This window comes from Bradyrhizobium embrapense, assembly GCF_001189235.2.
Lineage (GTDB): Bacteria > Pseudomonadota > Alphaproteobacteria > Rhizobiales > Xanthobacteraceae > Bradyrhizobium > Bradyrhizobium embrapense.
This window is the reverse complement of sequence record NZ_LFIP02000011.1, coordinates 219076-233490: the sequence shown is the minus strand read 5'-3', so window position 1 is coordinate 233490 and position 14415 is coordinate 219076. Positions and strand designations below refer to the sequence as shown.

16 protein-coding genes are annotated in these 14415 nt (G+C 60.2%); 14 read left to right on the top strand and 2 right to left on the bottom strand.

What is annotated here, in order from left to right:
- Window positions 1-954: biotin/lipoyl-containing protein (locus AKN83_RS33665; RefSeq protein WP_157113692.1), on the top strand; the 954-nt coding region annotated here is incomplete at its 5' end.
- A gap of 128 nt (window positions 955-1082) precedes the next feature.
- Here AKN83_RS33665 and AKN83_RS40185 read toward each other — a convergent pair.
- A complete protein-coding gene (locus AKN83_RS40185; RefSeq protein ID WP_157113691.1) occupies window positions 1083-1376 on the bottom strand; it encodes a hypothetical protein in 294 nt (97 codons plus the stop codon).
- A 193-nt stretch (window positions 1377-1569) separates the two neighbouring features.
- Between AKN83_RS40185 and AKN83_RS33660 the strand changes: the two genes are divergently transcribed.
- From AKN83_RS33660 to AKN83_RS33605, 13 genes are all read left to right on the top strand, one after another.
- Window positions 1570-1929: a VOC family protein gene (locus AKN83_RS33660; protein WP_050401609.1), complete on the top strand. Its 360-nt coding sequence runs from the start codon at window positions 1570-1572 to the stop codon at window positions 1927-1929.
- Between the two features lie 46 nt (window positions 1930-1975).
- Entirely contained in the window at window positions 1976-2503 is a 528-nt protein-coding gene (locus AKN83_RS33655) for a flavin reductase family protein (RefSeq protein WP_347336849.1), read from the top strand.
- A gap of 145 nt (window positions 2504-2648) precedes the next feature.
- Entirely contained in the window at window positions 2649-2804 is a 156-nt protein-coding gene (locus tag AKN83_RS40180) for a hypothetical protein (protein WP_157113690.1), read from the top strand.
- The gene (locus tag AKN83_RS33650; RefSeq protein ID WP_050401608.1) at window positions 2804-3673 is read left to right on the top strand and encodes a branched-chain amino acid ABC transporter permease; all 870 of its coding nucleotides are present in this window, start codon (window positions 2804-2806) and stop codon (window positions 3671-3673) included. The genes AKN83_RS40180 and AKN83_RS33650 overlap by 1 nt, the downstream gene beginning before the upstream one ends.
- A complete protein-coding gene (locus AKN83_RS33645) occupies window positions 3657-4688 on the top strand; it encodes a branched-chain amino acid ABC transporter permease (RefSeq protein ID WP_063695650.1) in 1032 nt (343 codons plus the stop codon). Before AKN83_RS33650 ends, AKN83_RS33645 begins: the two co-directional genes overlap by 17 nt.
- On the top strand, window positions 4685-5410 hold the full coding sequence (locus tag AKN83_RS33640; RefSeq protein WP_050401606.1) for an ABC transporter ATP-binding protein: 726 nt from the start codon (window positions 4685-4687) through the stop codon (window positions 5408-5410). Before AKN83_RS33645 ends, AKN83_RS33640 begins: the two co-directional genes overlap by 4 nt.
- A gap of 55 nt (window positions 5411-5465) precedes the next feature.
- Entirely contained in the window at window positions 5466-6122 is a 657-nt protein-coding gene (locus AKN83_RS33635) for an ABC transporter ATP-binding protein (protein WP_244522192.1), read from the top strand.
- A gap of 164 nt (window positions 6123-6286) precedes the next feature.
- Complete coding sequence (locus tag AKN83_RS33630) at window positions 6287-7054, top strand: enoyl-CoA hydratase/isomerase family protein (protein ID WP_050401604.1); 768 nt, start codon at window positions 6287-6289, stop codon at window positions 7052-7054.
- Window positions 7055-7837, top strand: a complete 783-nt coding sequence (locus AKN83_RS33625) for a creatininase family protein (protein ID WP_050401603.1) — start codon at window positions 7055-7057, stop codon at window positions 7835-7837. It begins immediately after the preceding gene.
- A gap of 200 nt (window positions 7838-8037) precedes the next feature.
- A complete protein-coding gene (locus AKN83_RS33620; RefSeq protein ID WP_050401630.1) occupies window positions 8038-9168 on the top strand; it encodes an LLM class flavin-dependent oxidoreductase in 1131 nt (376 codons plus the stop codon).
- Between the two features lie 28 nt (window positions 9169-9196).
- A complete protein-coding gene (locus tag AKN83_RS33615; protein WP_050401602.1) occupies window positions 9197-9976 on the top strand; it encodes an enoyl-CoA hydratase/isomerase family protein in 780 nt (259 codons plus the stop codon).
- A gap of 1 nt (window position 9977) precedes the next feature.
- Window positions 9978-11849 carry an AMP-dependent synthetase/ligase gene (locus tag AKN83_RS33610; protein WP_050401601.1) on the top strand — a complete coding sequence of 624 codons (1872 nt, stop codon included), beginning with the start codon at window positions 9978-9980 and terminating at the stop codon, window positions 11847-11849.
- Between the two features lie 133 nt (window positions 11850-11982).
- Window positions 11983-13215, top strand: a complete 1233-nt coding sequence (locus AKN83_RS33605; RefSeq protein WP_050401600.1) for an ABC transporter substrate-binding protein — start codon at window positions 11983-11985, stop codon at window positions 13213-13215.
- Between the two features lie 62 nt (window positions 13216-13277).
- Here AKN83_RS33605 and AKN83_RS33600 read toward each other — a convergent pair whose 3' ends face one another.
- Window positions 13278-14141 (bottom strand): AraC family transcriptional regulator, encoded by an 864-nt coding sequence (locus tag AKN83_RS33600; RefSeq protein WP_244522191.1) that lies wholly within the window; start codon window positions 14139-14141, stop codon window positions 13278-13280.
- Between the last annotated feature and the right edge of the window lie 274 nt (window positions 14142-14415).

The window sequence follows — 14415 nt, the reverse complement described above, 5'->3', positions numbered from 1 at the left end:
CTGGTGAAGTACCGTCCGCCGGCCGAGGCCAGCCATGACGGCATCACGATCCGCAACGACACCGGCGTGCAGGAGGGCGGCGAAATATCGATCCATTACGATCCGATGATCGCCAAGCTCGTCACCCATGCCCCGTCGCGCGCCGCCGCAATCGAGGCGCAGGCGACCGCGCTCGACGCCTTCTATGTCGACGGCATCAGGCACAACATTCCGTTCCTGTCGGCCTTGATGAACCATCCGCGCTGGCGCGAGGGCCGGCTCTCGACCGGCTTCATCGCCGAGGAATTCCCCAAGGGGTTTTCCGCGCGTGCGCCCGAAGGCGAGATCGCGCGGCGCCTTGCGGCGGTGGGGGCTGCGATCGATCACGTGCTGGGCGAGCGCAAGCGGCAGATTTCGGGCCAGATGGGCGGCCGCGTCGTGCTGCGCGAGCGCCGCCGCGCGGTGTGGCTCGAGCGCGCCGAAGTCGCGCTCGATGTCGCGCGCGAGGGCGATGCCATCACCGTGCGCTTCATTGGCGCCGACGGGCTGCCTGGCAATCCGCACAATCTGGTGTCGAGCTGGGTGCCGGGCGAGCCGGTCTGGCAGGGCACCATCGACGGCAACTTCGTCGCCGTGCAGGTGCGGGCGATCAATAACGGCTTCCGCCTGGCGCATCAGGGTTTTGAGGTCCCGGTCTATGTCTTCACCGAGACCGAGGCGACCTCGGCGCGGCTGATGCCGGTGGTCTCGGCCGCCGACACCGGCAAGAAATTGCTGTGTCCGATGCCCGGTCTCGTGGTGTCGATCGCGGTGACCGAGGGCCAGGAGGTCAAGGCCGGCGAGACCTTGGCAGTCGTGGAAGCCATGAAGATGCAGAACGTGCTGCGCGCCGAGCGCGACGGTACGGTGAAGAAGATCCACGCCGCCGCCGGCGCAACGCTCGCGGTCGATGCGCTGATCCTGGAGTTCGCCTGACAATAGGGATCGCGATCTTCGCATTCTACCGTGAGGACACCCAAGGCGGAAAAAGGGCGACCGCCCCCATATGCAACGGGCTGCGGGCGATCAAGGTTGACCGATTTTGCGCTTCAGTCGGCGCCACATCAACGCGAAGCGCAGTTCCACGACACGAGAAAGCGAGCATCTTGAAAGCCTTGTTCATGCGACATGCGACGGCTCAAGAATGGAGCTTGTTCGCTGATGCGCGAATGCGCCGGCAGCGTCCAGTAAAGGAAAATTCGGTCATCGGATAACTCGCGATCTGCGCAAGCGCTCAGCGGCAGCGGGTTTAGATGGATGATCAACGGATCAGTGTCAGGCAAATCGCAACCGGCGCAAGCGATGATACGCGCCCGAACGCTCTGCCGAAAAGCGGCAGGGTTTCCGAGTGACGCCATGAATCGTCTCTCGCCGTTGCATGCGTTGGAAATTAAACAAGTCGGCCCCGATAGCCAGCAGCATAATATGCTGATGGGCGATGCGCGGGGTGAAAACTTCGAACATTAATGCCGACCGCGCGGCGCAAGTATCATCAGACAAGCGTGGCCGGAGGTCACGGATTGACGGTGGGCCCGGAACTGAAAGCAAGAGATGAAGCTTAAGCACATCTATCTTACCGCCCAGGAACCTGAAGCGTTAGCCCGCTTCTATGAAGCGCTTGGACTGACGATCCGCTTCGCCGACGGCGCCAAATGGATTCAATTCGCCGGAGAGAAGGCCGCCTTCTGCATCGCAGGTCCGGGAGAGTCGGCCTCCGACGGGGCTCGGAACGCGGTCGTCGTATTTGAAGTGGATGATCTGGAACTGAGGCTCGATCGGGCCCGCGCCCTGGGAGCCGAGATTTTCGGCGAAGTGCGGGACATGGGGGCGCATGGTCGTGTGGCTTGCTTGAAGGATCCGCAAAACAACACGATCCAGCTCTTTCAGGCGTCGAACAAGCAGGGCGGCTAGCCGGCTCCGGACAACTCGGTTCGAATATTTGCGGGAACCCATCACCATGAACTTCCGAGTGTCACCGATGCCAAACCAACCATCCCCGGTGTTCAGCAGTGCGGAATTCCGGAGCGCAATGCGCAACGTGCCCGGCGCGGTATCTATCGTGACGACGGGTGTGCGACCGGGGAGGCACGGTTTGACGTTGACGGCCGGGTGCTCATTGTCAACCGAACCATCGAGCGTGCTCGTTTGCGTCAACAAGTCCGCCGGTGGCCACGAGACAATAAAGCAGAGCGGATCATTCTGCTGGAACATTCTCACGGCGGATCACGCCGAGCTGGCAAAGAAGTTTGCCGGGCAGGACGGAAGCAAGGGCGACATACGCTTTGCTGACGGTTTGTGGCGTCAACTCACGACAGGTGCGCCGAGCCTCATCGAGGCAATTTGCAGCTTCGACTGTCGCGTGTCTGGTTCGTACGATGCCGGCAGCCATACGATCTTCGTCGGCGAAGTCGTTGCCCAAACAACCAACCTCGATCGCGAGCCGCTTGTCTACGTAAACGGCGAATTCACCGTACCGAAGCGTTAGAAGGTCCCGCGCATGGGCTGCCGAATGAGTGTCGCACCCAGTGAGAATAGCGCCCCCGACGCCGACCGAGAATGCGAAGCAAAGGCTCAGGTCATAGCGTCCGGCGGCCAAGAGGATATCTGTCACAAACGCAGGAGAAATGCCAATGCGGGGGATCATGTTCGCCGACCAGATCAGGTGGGAGTTCAACGCCGGGGTGGTCTCGATCCCATCCGAGCGCGGCCAGCTGCGGGTGGCAGCCTATCTGAGTGTTGCGGTGTCCAATACCCGGCATTCGCTCGCGCCGGTCAGTGCTTGCTGATGCTCTCGCTCTGGCTAAACGTTCTTGCGAGCGGCATTCTGCTCGGTCTCGTTTACGGCCTCATTGCATTAGGCCTGACCATCATATTCGGCGTCATGCGCGTCGTAAATTTTGCGCACGGCGAGATGGTCGTGTTCGGTGTCTACGTCGGCTATTGGACGGTTCGGCTGTGGAACGTCCCGATCATCGTGGCGGCAGCAATCGCTGCGGTCGTGATGTTCGTCTTCGGATATCTGCTGGAAGCGCTGATCGTGAAGCGGTTCGTGAACCGGCCGCATCACTATCAGTTCATTGTTTTCATCGGCCTGTCGTTGCTCTTTAGCGGAGCCCTGTTGGTCGCGTTCGGGCCGGATCCGCGTCCCACTGCTTCGCAGCTGTCGTTTCAGACCGTGTCTCTCGGCCTTGTGACGCTCGACCTGGCGAGATTGCAGGCGGCAGCGACAGCCGGGCTGCTTATAGCTCTGCTTGGAGCGTATCTGAAGTTCTCCTCGTTCGGCCGCTCGCTGCGGGCGGCGGCCGACAATCGTTTGGGCGGTCTCATCGTTGGACTGAACATTCCACGAGTCTATGCCGTTACCTTTGGCATCGGGGCAGCCTGCGCAGGGGTCGCCGGCGCCCTGATATCTCCCCTGTTCGACGCTCAACCATATCTCGCCGTCGATTTCACTCTCCTTGCTTTCGTGACGGTCATCGTAGGCGGGCTCGGCAGCTTTGGCGGAGCACTCCTCGGAGGTCTGGTGATCGGCGTCGCCGAGGCAATCGCGGCGTTGATGTTCACGCCTTCGATGAAGACGGCGCTTCCTTACGCGCTCCTGATCATCATTCTGGTTTTCCGTCCGAGGGGGTTTTTTGGTGCAAAAGAAATTTGACCGTGGGCTGGAACGGACACGGTGGCTTGCCGGAATAACGGTCTTCGCCGTCCTGGGATTGGTCGGGATGCTGGCAAACCCGTACGTCATCTCGCTGATGACGATCGTATTGTTGTTCACCTTCCTCGGACAGTCCTGGAACCTGATGCTTGGGATCGGCGGGCAGCTATCGATCGGTCACGCCCTCTTTGTCGGGCTGGGAGCCTATTCCGTCGGTGTCCTCTACGTGAAGTACGGCATTTCGCCTTGGGTCGGGCTCTTGACCGGAATGATCCTCGCCGGATCCGTTGGCGCGTCGATCGCCTGGTTGAGCTTTCGGTTCGAGGTGCGCGGTATCTATTTCGCGCTGCTCACGATTGCCGCCGCCGAGTTCGCCAGGATCATGTTCAGTGGCTGGGAGTTCGTGGGCGCAATGCAGGGATTGTTCTTTCCTGCGCCAACAGGCGGGATTGAGATCTCCATGCTTCGCGGCGATGCCCGCTTCTACTACTTCGTCGCGCTTGCACTGGCGGCGTTGGGAATAATCGGAACCGAGTTTATTTCACGATCCTACCTCGGATACGTATGGCGGGCGATGCGCGACGACGAATCGGCCGCACGCGCACTCGGCGTCCGGACCTTCCAGCACAAGATTCTCGTGATCTCGATATCGGCCGCAACGGCTGCCGCGGGCGGTGGCGTTCTGGCGCTCGTTCAGGGGTCGATATTCCCGGACTCGATCATGGGGATGGGGCTATCGGTAGACGTCCTGATAGGGCCCGTGGTCGGGGGGCTGGGGACCACGTTCGGTCCGCTGGTCGGGTCGCTCGCCGCGATCCCGCTCAATCACTTGATGAGCGCGCTCGGCGACAGTCTTCGGATACCGGGACTGAACAATATTACCTACGGTGTTGTCCTGATCTCGGTCGTCTGGTTCCTGCCAGACGGCATCTGGCCGGCGATTGTGCGCCTTTGCAAAGCTATCCAGGCGCCACCCACGGCATTGCTGTGGCAGTCCCGAAAGGTCGAAGAATGACAACTCTGCTCGAGGTCGAGAACCTGTCCCGATCGTTCGGAGGCTTGGTCGCGGTGAAGGATGTAAGCTTCTCACTTCGAGCCGGGCGGATCACAGCGCTGATTGGACCGAATGGAGCGGGAAAGACGACATGCTTCAACCTGGTCGCTGGTGCCCTGAAGCCGACCAGCGGCCGGGTGCTGTTCGAAGGCCGCCAGATCGACAATTCGCCCCCCGAGACTGTTTGCAGGATGGGTATCGCGCGAACATTTCAGATCGTGCGGCCGATGCGTGAGATGTCGGTGCTCGAGAATGCCATGATCGGAGCCTTCAGCTGGACCAGAAACGTAAGCGAGGCCAGATCGAAGGCGTACGAGTCTCTTGAAAGCGTTGGTCTGGCCGCCAAGGCCCACGCGAGGACGGATCAACTAACGCTGCCGGACCGGAAAATGCTGGAAACGGCCAAGGCGCTGTCGACCCGGCCCAAATTGCTGTTGCTGGACGAGGTTATGGCGGGTCTGAGACCGACTGAAGCTGCGGGTATTGTAGGCGTACTGCAGAAGCTTGCCGAAGGTGGATTGACGATCCTCCTTGTCGAGCACGTGATGCGCATCGTGATGGAAGTGGCCTCGCGTGTGGTGGTGCTGCATCACGGCGCCAAGATCGCAGAGGGATCTCCCGGAGAGGTGGTTGCAGATCCGAAAGTCCTCGAGAGCTACCTGGGGGCAGGCTTCCATGCTTAGTGGTGCGCTTCTGACGATCGATGGACTCTGTGTCGCGTACGATGGATCCTGCGCTTTGAACGGCGTCTCCCTGCAGATCCACAAAGGCGAATTGATCTGCGTCGTTGGCGCGAACGGCGCAGGGAAGACCTCACTCATCAGATCAATCTCGGGCATCGTTCGATCCTCGAGCGGTGTCATCAAGATGAACGGTGTTGATATCACCGGGATGCCGCCATGGGAGATCTGCGAGCGCGGCATTGCCCAGGTCGCGGAAGGTCGGCAGATTTTCGGAAGTCTTTCTGTGGAAGAAAACCTGCTGCTCGGAGGGACGCTGAAGCGCGCGAAGGCGGGGCAGTCCGAAACGCTCGACTTCGTTTATCAATTGTTTGAGAAGCTTCGTGAGCGCCGGGGGCAATTGGCCGGTACGCTATCGGGCGGCGAGCAGCAGATGCTGGCTATCGGCCGTGCAATCATGTCGAAGCCCGAGGTCGTCATGTTTGACGAGCCTTCCATCGGGTTGTCGCCCGCGCTGACGGACGTCATGTTTCGTGTGGTGAAGTCCCTGCACGAGCAGGGAGCCACGGTCCTGCTGGTAGAGCAGAATGTGGCGAAATCGCTTGCGTTGGCCAATCGCGGCTACGTTCTGGAGAACGGCTCAATCGTGCTCCACGGATCCAGCGACGAGTTGCTGGACAATCCCGAGATTCAGCGCGCTTATCTTGGATTGTAACGGTCCTGAATGACGGGACTAGCCATCATCCGAAAAGGCGGCCTTAGCGATCGCGGCAGAAGATGCCGCGAAATAACCCGGGCACGACCATTTGTGTCGAGCAGCGGCGTCGAGGAAAGCGTGTACCGCAATCAATTCCATAAGGCCTCGCTTAGGCTGTTTCCATGGAAGCCGATGACGCCCTTCTGATCGAACGCGACTGCGATGTGGTCACCATGACCATGAACAGGCCGCCGGCAAACGCATTGAATAATGCCCTTGTTGGCCGGTTGCTGGACAAGTTTCGCGCATTGTCTCGCGAGGCGTCGCCGCCGGGCATTGTCCTGACCGGCCAGGGCGAGCGCTTCTTCAGCGCGGGCGGAGACATAAAGGAGGTCGCCGGCATCGAAATATCACGGCCTCGGATGAGGAGCTTCCATGCGCTTCTTTGCGAGATGGAGAGATACCCCGGGCCCTTCGTGTGTGCCGTGCGTGGATACGCAGTCGGCGGGGCCTTGGAGTTTCTTCTTCACGCCGACTACGTGGTGGCGAACCATGAATGCAAGGTCGGGTTCCCGGAAATCAACCACGGCCTGTTGCCTGCAGCCAAGGGAATCCGGAAGGCAGTGCAGAAGCTTGGGCATCGTGAGGCGCAGGCATTGCTCTACTGGGGCGACTTGACCGACGCCCAAAGGGCACTCCAAATTGGGGCGATCAACGAGATCGCAAGCACCGCGGAAGTGATGGTGAGAGCCGGGGAGGTATGCAGATATCTTCGCGGAAAGGAGCGCAAGCTGTTTGCGGCGATCAAGCGTTCGCTGAACCTGACGGGCCAAATGGACGATGCTGCGCTCGAGGCGGTGACGATCGAGGATCTCGCGGCCTATCTGGTAGACGATAGTTCGGCACAGGCGCGTTCGCGCTTCCTGTCGAAACAGCCAAGGAAAGCGTGAATGACCGCACCGGCATGGCCTGACGCGCTCCGTCTTGAACTGATGAGCTTCGAACAGGTATCGGCCGCCCTTGCTGCGGGGGTATCGACCGTCCTGATACCCTGCGGAGCGGTGGAGCAACATGGACCGCACCTTCCGCTCTGCATGGATGCGGATCATGCAGACGCCATCGCGGCAAGCCTGGCGCGGCAGCTGGGACGTACCATGATCGCGCCCACCATCAAGGTCGGCTGTTCAGCCCATCATCTGGCCTTCCCGGGGACGATCTCCATTCGCCCGGAGACGTTCGAATCGATCTGCCTGGATTATTGCACAAGTCTTGCGAGGCACGGCTTCAGGCGCATTCTGCTGTTCTCAGGCCATATCGGGAATTTTCCCGCGCTCCGCGACATGCTTCCCCGGCTGAGGAGCGCCGTTCCGGTGGACGTCGAGATCGACGCATATTGCGATGCAGTCGCCTGGATCGAGAGATGGCGAAGCGCCGTCGAGCAAGCGGGTGGTGACCCGAATGCTGTTGGAGGACATGCCGATATCGCGGAGACCTCGCTCATGATGTTGCTCCGCCCCGACAGCGTCAGGCTCGATCGGTTCGAGGTCGGGCATCTCGGTGCGCTATCCGAAGAGCAGCTTCAGGCAATGTGGAGCAACGGGATCAAGTCCGTCACGGCCAACGGCATCATCGGCAACCCGTTCGGCTCGACGGCGGGAATCGGCGAGCGATGTCTCGCGGCGATAACAGATCTTCTGGCTGTCTCGTTTGGAAGCCAAAGCAACGCCGTCTGAATCTCTCGTGCTCCTCCTCGGATGGACGCCGAGAATGATTGTCGCGCCACGTTCAGCGGCGTTGGCTGCGAAAGGGCAGGCGTTGACTGCTCACAGCACAAAATTTGGAAAGTCATCTAACTGCGTGGCGCATTCGAACAAAAATGTTGCCGCGCCCATGAAATGCTTCGCCATCTTGACACTCCATGAGGATCCAGAAGATGGCACTTACGTTCGGGTTTTGGTCGGAGCAAGAAACCCAGGTCGGGCAGAGCTATGCCCGCCGGCTCCATGAACTCGTGGACGAGGTGCGTCTGGCCGAAAAGGTCGGATTCGACTGCGTCGCGCTTTCCGAGCAGCACGTTGCGCTCGGCGGCATCTCGAGCTCCGCGCCGGAGGTCGTCTACGGGTACCTTGCAGCCGTTACGTCGCGCGTGAAGCTGAGGTCAGCGGTGACGCTGATGCCGCAGAAGATCAATCATGCCTTGCGATCGGCGGAGCGATTGGCAGTAACCGACATCCTGTCGCATGGCCGCATGGAATTCTACGCCGGCCGGGCCAACACGACCATCGCCATGCGCGCCTTCAACGTTGATCCGAGCGAAACTCTCGCCCAGATGGAGGAAGGCATCGCGCTCCTGAAGAAATCGATGCGCGAAGATATCTTCACCTTCGAGGGCAAGTACTATCAGATCCCGCCGCGGATGCTGGTGCCGAAGCCGATACAGAAGCCGCATCCGGTGATCGGCATCGCTGCGACCAGCGAGCGGAGCCACAGCTGGGCCGGATCCGAAGGCCTCGCCGTCATGAGTAGCTGCATCTACCAGGGATGGGAGGTCCAGGAAAAGCTTCTAAACACTTACCGTCGCGGCTGGAAGCGTGACGAGCAAAGCCCGCTCGATCGGCCGCGCATCGGCATTCCGCTTTTCTTCGGCATCGGGTCAACCGATCAGAAGGCGAAGGACGATTACGCCGAGCCCCTCATGCACTATGCGAGGATTTCAACGGACGCCTATCCCCGTCTCGCGAAGCTCGCCGACGACTATGCGTATATGAGCGAGAGCGTGCCAGCCATGGAGCGCGCGGGAAAGGACTGGGACTACTTGCTCAACCACTCCGCGACAACGGTCTGCGGAAGCCCGGACACCGTCATTCGTCAGATCGAGAAGTTCCAGGCGATGGGCGTCGACGAGGTGCTTCTCCATCTCGACTCCGTCAATCACGAGAAGATCATGGAAGCGATCGACATGTGCGGCCGGTATGTGATCCCCCACTTCAACGACAGGAACAATGTCGTCCGGCCTACGGAAGATATTCTCGGACAGATCCGCGCCATGCGACCGCAAAAGTAAGGCCAACAGGAAGCAACGGAAGATAGCCATGTCGAAGCAGAACTACAAATATCTGATCGTCGAGAAGCGGCCGAGCGGTGTGGCCATCGTCACGATGAACCGGCCGGAGATCCTCAATGCGATCAATTGGGATATGCACAGCGAGCTCGAACGGGTCTTCGTCGAGCTGGACGAGGACAAGGCGGTCCGCGCGATCGTTCTGACGGGGGCGGGACGGGGGTTCTGTTCGGGCGGCGATCAGAAAACGCTCGACAAGAGTCCGATCCCGTCGCCGACCCGGGGCGGACGCCATCTGATCCGGAACATGCTGGAAGTCGAGGCGCCGATCATCGCCGCGGTCAACGGCGTCGCGGTCGGTCTCGGGGCAACTCTCGCCTTGTTCTGCGATGTCATATTCGCCAGTCCGGCCGCGAGGTTTGCCGATACGCATGTTACCGCAGGCGTGGTCGCGGGCGATGGCGGCGCGGTGATGTGGCCACTGTTGATGGGACCCGTCCGGGCGAAGCACTACCTGATGACCGGTGACTTCATCTCCGCGGAAAAGGCCGCGTCCATCGGCATGATCAACGAGGTGATTTCGAACAGGGACGTCAAGGATGCTGCAATCGAGTACGCGGAGATGCTCGCGAGCGGCCCAAGAGAATCCATCATCTGGACCAAGTATTGCGTGAACAAGATCATCAAGCAGTACGCGCATCTTCTCCTTGACACCTCGACCGCCCTCGAGACGATCACCTTTGCCGCGCCCGACCGGCGCGATGCCGTTGCCGCCTTCGCTGAAAAGCGCAAGCGCTTCGCGGAGCGTTGAGGTGAGCGCCGAGGGTTTTGCGTCAGGCGCCCAACTCGCCGACGTAACCATTCCGCGGCTCCTGAGCCAGCGGAGGGTGGAGCTTTCTGACGAGATCGCGTTCAAGCAAAAACGGCGCGGTGACTGGATCGCCACGACCTGGAAGCAGTATTCGGACGAGGTGGCCAGGTTGGCGGCCACTCTGCAAAAGGCTGGCTTCGAACGCGGCGATCGCGCGGCGATCATGGGGGATGTGTCCCAGGAATGGCTTCTTGCGGACATGGCGATCATTTGTGCCGGCGGCATCATGGTCGGCGTCTACTTCACCTCATCGGCGGAGGAGGTCGGCTATTATCTGGGCGACTCCGGAACGTCGTTCATGTTCGTCGGGAGTGAACTTCAGCTCGGTACCGTCCTTGCATCGGGCCATGCTGACCAGTTGAAAAGAATTATCGTGCTCGATCCCGCGTGGAAGAAGACAGGCGGGCCGGCGAACGTCGTCTCTCTTCATGACTTCTGGAGCGAAACATCGGTTGACGCTGACATCTTTCTTAAGGAGCAGGTCGCAAAAGCAAAGGCGAGCGACCTGACCAGCATCGGATACACGTCCGGCACGACGGGATTTCCGAAGGGAGCGATGCTGACCCATCTGTCGCTGCTTGCTGGTGCGCACAGCGTAACCCTGTTCACGTCGAAGTTGCGCTCCGATGTCCACCGTGTCGTCGTGCACCTGCCGATGTCACACACGGTGGCACGCGCACAGGCAACGACACTGCCTCTGCTCATCCGCCTAGTGCCGTATTTCGGCGAGAACAGCGCAGAGTTCGCTCAAACCGTCAAGGAAGTGAAGCCGACCTACTTCATGGCTCCGCCGCGGTTCTTCCAGCGGTATGCCACCCAGATCCTCAGCAAGGTTCACGCTGGGTCCGAGAAGCAGAAGCAGGACTATCAGCTCGCGATGACTATCGCCCGCAAGGCCCTTGATGATCGTCAGGCCGGAGGCGTGCCGGACCCGTTCATTTCCGGCCTCTTTGCCCTGTGCCAGCAACAGGTCTTCCGTCCGCTGCTTGGTGAGGTCGGGTTCGAGGAACTCACGGTCGCATACACCTCGTCCGCGGCGATGCCTCCCGAGCTGATGTCGCTGTGGCAGCTATGGGGATTGCAGCTGAAGGAATGTTACGGACAGACGGAGCTGGTCGGCGCCAATCTGGTGCAGATGGCGGAATGGCCGGAAGCTGGCACCGTGGGCGTACCCCTGCGGGATCCGGCTTGGGAGACCGCTGTTCTCGAAGACGGGGAAATGATTGTCAGGGGACCCGGACTCTTTGTCGGTTACTGGAATAAGCCGGAAGAAACCAAATCCGCTCTGCGCGATGGCTGGCTCTACACCGGAGACATCGTGGACGTCGATTCGACGGGCCTCTTCAGGCTGGTCGATCGAAAAAAGGAGATCATCAACACTTCCAATGGAAAATCCATCAGCCCGACGCAGATCGAAAACGAGCTCAGGCGTAGCCCGTTTATCTCTGAGGCGGCTGTGCTGGGAGAAGGAAAGAAGTACCTCACCGCGCTGATCGAGGTGAACGCGACCGCAACGATGGATTGGGCCAGATCGCACGGTCTTCGCATCGACCGGTACTCGGAACTGGCGAACTCCGAAATCGTGGTGCGGATGATCGAAGGAGAGATCGGCAAGGCGAATGGCAGGCTCGCCAGGGCCGAGCAGATCAAGGCGTTCCGGATATTGCCGGAAGAGCTGTCTCCCGAGAACGGCATGATGACGCCGACTCGGAAGAAGCGTCGGAAGCAGATCATGGAGAGGTATCGGTCGTTGATCGATACGCTTTATGACGAGAGCGAAGACAACCTCGTCAAGGCGGAAGTCAGAACCTGAGCCAAATCATGCGGGCGGCGCATCTCGTGAAGCGCCGGGCCGCGAGTACAGATCCCTGGCGATGGCGCCTGACTGTTCGGTGAGCGCTATCAGACCGATCATTATTCTTGCAGCCAACCAAAGGGGGAATTCCATGAGAAAGCACGGCGAAAGCGGTTTGACCCGCCGGTCCTTGATCGGTAGCGGAATTGGCGCCGCAGTCGGACTCGCATCGTGGCAGTCAAGAGCGGCCAGCCCGGCCAAAGTCCGCGTCGGCGCAATCAATCCGAGCAGTGGCGTCCTGGCCTTTCCGGGGCAGGCTTGCGTACGCGGCATCGATGTCGGTGCGAAGTTCGCAAAGGAGAAGTTCGGTATAGAGCTGCAAATCATCCATGCGGACACGCAAAGCCGGCCGGAAAACGGACGGATTGCCGCCGAGAACCTGATCAGGCAGGGGTGCACGGTACTTATCGGCGCGTGGGATTCCGGAGCAACCATCTCCGCGCTTCAGGCCGCAGAAGCCGCAAAAGTGCCTATGGTCGTTCACATCGCGAGCGCGACCCAGGTGACCTCTCAAGGATTCAACGAGGTGTTCAGGTATTACCCGACGTCCCTGACAATCGTCAGGAAGTCCCTCATGGAGCTGAAGTCCATCCTGTCCTCGATCAAGGACGCTCCAACAAGCGCCGTCGTCATGCACCTCAACAATACGATGGGACAGTCGACCGCGGCGAGCATCGATCAGGCCTGGAAGGAGGTCGAAGTGCCTCTCAGGATTGCCGAGTATATTCCATACGATGAAAGAGCCAAGGATCTCTCGGTCGAGGTTGCAAAAGCCAAAGCGTCAGGCGCGGACGCGTTGGTCTCCGTGACGCGTGTCAACGATGCCATTATGATCATTCGGGAATGCACCAAGCAGGGGTGGAATCCCAAGATGATCTTCTCACCCAACTCGAATGGCGCGCAGGACAAGGCGTACTATGACGCGTTGGGCAAGTACGGTGACGGCGCGATACTCTCGACCCTGTGGTACAATCCGAAGGCGCCCGACGCCGCGGCGATCTTGAAGCGATTTGCGTCCGATTATCCAAATGACTGGGTCGACGGGAATTCAGGGTGTGCCTTCGAAGCTGTTCAGATTGTTGCGGACGCGGTAAGCCGCGCCGGTTCTTCCGAGTCCGCAGCGATCCACGCCGCGCTTAAAGCAACGGATATGACGCCTATCCTGATGTCCAGCGGCAAGATCAAGTTCGACGCCAATGGCCAGAATATGGGCAGCGACGTGACCATCCTCCAAGGGCAGAACGGGAAGCCTCGCGTGGTGGCGCCGCAGTCGGTCGCCGAAGCTGCGCTCCAATACCCTCTCGTCCCATTCAACTCGCGATAGGAGACGCTGCGAGCTGCGGCCCCAGCTTGCGATGTTGGGGCCTGGGCTCCCGGGCGAGGTCTTCAAGCCAAGGGCTCACGGCCGACGAAGCTGGATCGTTCGGCAAGGAAGCGGCGCGGGCTCTTGCCCATTGCCTTCTTGAACATGGTTATGAAGGCGCTGGGGGTCTCATAGCCCAGATCGAGCGAGACGGCCTGAACGGAAGATCCCGCAGACAGCCTCTGCAGCGCGACGAGGATGTGAAGGCGCTGTCGCCAGCGTCCGAACGTCATCCCGGTTTCCTTCAAGACCAGGCGGGCGAAGGTCCGAACACTCATCGCATATCGGGTCGCCAGTTCGTCGATCCTGCTGCGATCGCCGGGGTCATTGAGCAGCGATGCCGCGAGATGCTGAAGCCGGCTGTCGGTGGAGATGGGCAAGTACATCTGTTCGGTGGACATCTGCACCAATTCGTCGAGCAGCACGCGTCCGAGCCGGCTGGTCGGCCCCTCGACCGGATACAGGGGAGGAAAAACGGAGAGCCGATGGATCAGTTCACGGACGAGCGATGATATCGTGAATGTGCAGCATGTGCTCGGAAGCGTACTCGCCTGCGGATCGATGAAGACGACGTAGACCTTTCCATTGTCCGAGACGCAATTGCTGTGCATGACGCCGGCCGGTATCCACACGGCTCCCTGCGGCGGAACGATCCATAGTCCGCCGGGGGCACGACACATCACCGATCCATGTGAAGCGACTACGAGTTGCCCTTTCTTGTGTGAGTGGAGCGGAAGCTCGTCGTTGTCTTCACCGGTTTCGATGCAGAATGAGGTGATCGGCCGATCGAACTGATCCGGATCAATCGGATCGTAGTTGATCCGAAGCTCGGGCAAATTCATTCTGGCAAAGCCAGGATCCATTTCGGACGTGGATAACATGCTCATCGAACTCGCTCGTTATTGGCTACGGCTCCCGCAATTCAGGAGGCGGAGATAAGGGGCGCGCCTGGAGTCCGGGTGACGATAGCGCTCGGGGAAATGCTCGTCACCGAAAAGTAACGCGAGGAAGCAAGAATCTGATCCCGCGGGTTAGCCTCGTTCCTTCCCGGATGATGACTGTCACGGCCGCTCATCGCCGGGCTCCGCGATGGGGAAAGCAGCTGGAAGGCTCAACGTGCTGGGGACAAGACGCGTCTCGCGGCGCCAGACCGCGCACCGC

What these genes read in the sequence shown, in the direction of transcription:
- AKN83_RS40185 (WP_157113691.1), bottom strand. Translation starts at nt 1,376, where the DNA reads ATGGCGTCACTCGGAAACCCTGCCGCTTTTCGGCAGAGCGTTCGGGCG.
- AKN83_RS33660 (WP_050401609.1), top strand. Translation starts at nt 1,570, where the DNA reads ATGAAGCTTAAGCACATCTATCTTACCGCCCAGGAACCTGAAGCGTTA.
- AKN83_RS33655 (WP_347336849.1), top strand. Translation starts at nt 1,976, where the DNA reads ATGAACTTCCGAGTGTCACCGATGCCAAACCAACCATCCCCGGTGTTC.
- AKN83_RS40180 (WP_157113690.1), top strand. Translation starts at nt 2,649, where the DNA reads ATGCGGGGGATCATGTTCGCCGACCAGATCAGGTGGGAGTTCAACGCC.
- AKN83_RS33650 (WP_050401608.1), top strand. Translation starts at nt 2,804, where the DNA reads ATGCTCTCGCTCTGGCTAAACGTTCTTGCGAGCGGCATTCTGCTCGGT.
- AKN83_RS33640 (WP_050401606.1), top strand. Translation starts at nt 4,685, where the DNA reads ATGACAACTCTGCTCGAGGTCGAGAACCTGTCCCGATCGTTCGGAGGC.
- AKN83_RS33630 (WP_050401604.1), top strand. Translation starts at nt 6,287, where the DNA reads ATGGAAGCCGATGACGCCCTTCTGATCGAACGCGACTGCGATGTGGTC.
- AKN83_RS33625 (WP_050401603.1), top strand. Translation starts at nt 7,055, where the DNA reads ATGACCGCACCGGCATGGCCTGACGCGCTCCGTCTTGAACTGATGAGC.
- AKN83_RS33620 (WP_050401630.1), top strand. Translation starts at nt 8,038, where the DNA reads ATGGCACTTACGTTCGGGTTTTGGTCGGAGCAAGAAACCCAGGTCGGG.
- AKN83_RS33615 (WP_050401602.1), top strand. Translation starts at nt 9,197, where the DNA reads ATGTCGAAGCAGAACTACAAATATCTGATCGTCGAGAAGCGGCCGAGC.
- AKN83_RS33605 (WP_050401600.1), top strand. Translation starts at nt 11,983, where the DNA reads ATGAGAAAGCACGGCGAAAGCGGTTTGACCCGCCGGTCCTTGATCGGT.
- AKN83_RS33600 (WP_244522191.1), bottom strand. Translation starts at nt 14,141, where the DNA reads ATGAGCATGTTATCCACGTCCGAAATGGATCCTGGCTTTGCCAGAATG.